The sequence below is a fragment of the Ruegeria sp. CH11 genome (assembly GCF_056537105.1).
On record NZ_JBQFQX010000038.1, the window covers coordinates 1 to 2,500 of the forward strand.

Genomic DNA, 2,500 nt, shown 5'->3' on the forward strand with positions numbered 1-2,500 from the left:
CGTTAAGCAATTGGTCTGGTGGACTGTTTGTAGTCTGAACGGGTTGTGTTGTGGTTTTCTGACGCTGGTTGCGGGAGTAGGATTTGAACCTACGACCTTCAGGTTATGAGCCTGACGAGCTACCGGGCTGCTCCATCCCGCGTCAGAGTCAGATTTGTTTCATCGTTTAGAGAGAATTGGGCTTTTACTAGGTTTGGCGGTGACCTACTCTCCCGGGGCTTAAGCCCAAGTACCATTGGCGCGGCAGTGCTTAACTTCCGGGTTCGGGATGGGACCGGGTGTTTCACTTGCGCTATGACCACCAAACCGAGGAAAAGCCCATGTCGACTTTCCTGCGTTGCAGGAAAGCGACGAGGTGGCAGGCAGCGTATTCGCTTGCGAATGCGCGTTGCCACTCGGTTATAGTATCAACCAACATCGCGGCTTGGTGCTGCGACGTTGTCCAACTCAAGGTCGGTGTATGCTTTTGGTCTTGTCTTTCCATTACTGGATCAAATCAAGCCTATCGGGCGATTAGTACCGGTCAACTGAACGCATTACTGCGCTTACATCTCCGGCCTATTGACGTGGTGGTCTTCCACGGCCCTCAGGGAGACCTTGTTTTGAGGGGGGCTTCCCGCTTAGATGCCTTCAGCGGTTATCCTGTCCGATCATAGCTACCCAGCACTGCCGTTGGCACGACAACTGGTCCACCAGTGGATCGTTCACCCCGGTCCTCTCGTACTAGGGGCAACTCCTCTCAAGTCTCCTACACCCACGGCAGATAGGGACCGAACTGTCTCACGACGTTCTAAACCCAGCTCACGTACCTCTTTAAACGGCGAACAGCCGTACCCTTGGGACCTGCTCCAGCCCCAGGATGAGATGAGCCGACATCGAGGTGCCAAACACTGCCGTCGATATGGACTCTTGGGCAGTATCAGCCTGTTATCCCCGGCGTACCTTTTATCCGTTGAGCGATGGCCCTTCCACTCGGGACCACCGGATCACTATGGCCGTCTTTCGACTCTGCTCGACTTGTCAGTCTTGCAGTCAGGCTGGCTTCTGCCATTGCACTCAACGAGCGATTTCCGACCGCTCTGAGCCAACCTTCGCGCGCCTCCGTTACGCTTTAGGAGGCGACCGCCCCAGTCAAACTACCCGCCACGCAGGGTCCCGGATCCGGATAACGGACCGCGGTTAGACATCAAGAGTGCGAAGGGTGGTATCTCAAGGGAGGCTCCACAGGTACTTGCGTTCCTGCTTCAAAGCCTACCACCTATCCTGCACATCACAATCCTGATGCCAGTGCGAAGCTGTAGTAAAGGTGCACGGGGTCTTTCCGTCTAACCGCGGGAAGCCTGCATCTTGACAGGCAATTCAATTTCGCTGAGTCGATGTTGGAGACAGCGGGGAAGTCGTTACGCCATTCGTGCAGGTCGGAACTTACCCGACAAGGAATTTCGCTACCTTAGGACCGTTATAGTTACGGCCGCCGTTTACCTGGGCTTCAATTCAAGGCTCTCACCTCTCCTTTTAACCTTCAGGCACCGGGCAGGCGTCAGACCCTATACGTCGTCTTGCGACTTCGCAGAGCCCTGTGTTTTTAATAAACAGTCGCCACCCCCTGGTTTGTGCCCCCAGCCCCTAGTTGCCTAGGAACCGGGCCTCCTTCTCGCGAACTTACGGAGGTATTTTGCCGAGTTCCTTCAACATCGTTCTCTCAAGCGCCTTGGTATGCTCTACCAGTCCACCTGTGTCGGTTTAGGGTACGGTCTGATGGAGGGCTATTTCCAGGAACCACTCAGCAGCCCAATCAATCCGATAAGATTGAACTACACCTGTGATCCGTCACATCCTCCTGGCCTAGGAATATTAACCTAGTTCCCATCGCCTACGCCTTTCGGCCTCGGCTTAGGGGCCGGCTTACCCTGCTCAGATTAGCTTTAAGCAGGAACCCTTGGACTTTCGGCGAGAGTGTCTCTCACACTCTTTGTCGCTACTCATGTCATCATTCTCACTAGTGATCTCTCCACCGGATGGCTCACGCCCCGGCTTCATCGAAAGGACTTATATCTGTGCTACCGCTTACGCTACTTGAGCACGGTTGCCCGCGCCCCGGTGTCGGGCGGTAATTCAGATAAAGTCCTATGTCACACTACGCTCTGCTACCGATGCTTACGCATCCCTAGACTTCGGCTCATGGCTTGAGCCCCGTTACATCTTCGCCGCAGGACAACTTATTTAGACCAGTGAGCTGTTACGCTATCTTTAAAGGATGGCTGCTTCTAAGCCAACCTCCTGGTTGTTTTGGTCGTCCCACCTGCTTTCCCACTTAGCCATGAATTGGGGGCCTTAGTCGTAGGTCAGGGTTGTTTCCCTCTCCACTACGGACGTTAGCATCCGCAGTGTGTCTGCCATCTAGTACTCCCGGGTATTCGGAGTTTGGTTAGGATCAGTAAGCCTGTGGGGCCCCATTACCCATCCAGTGCTCTACCCCCCGGGGTATTCGGATGACGCT

1 tRNA gene and 2 rRNA genes (1 of these 3 cut by a window edge) are annotated in these 2,500 nt (G+C 54.6%); all 3 read right to left on the bottom strand.

Annotation, left to right across the window (positions count from 1 at the left end):
- Positions 1 to 65 precede the first annotated feature (65 nt).
- Positions 66 to 142, bottom strand: a tRNA-Met gene (locus tag ACR0LX_RS22765).
- A 49-nt stretch (positions 143 to 191) separates the two neighbouring features.
- Positions 192 to 306 (bottom strand): 5S ribosomal RNA (gene rrf / locus ACR0LX_RS22770).
- 186 nt (positions 307 to 492) lie between these two features.
- Positions 493 to 2,500 (bottom strand): 23S ribosomal RNA (locus tag ACR0LX_RS22775) (it continues 856 nt past the right edge of the window).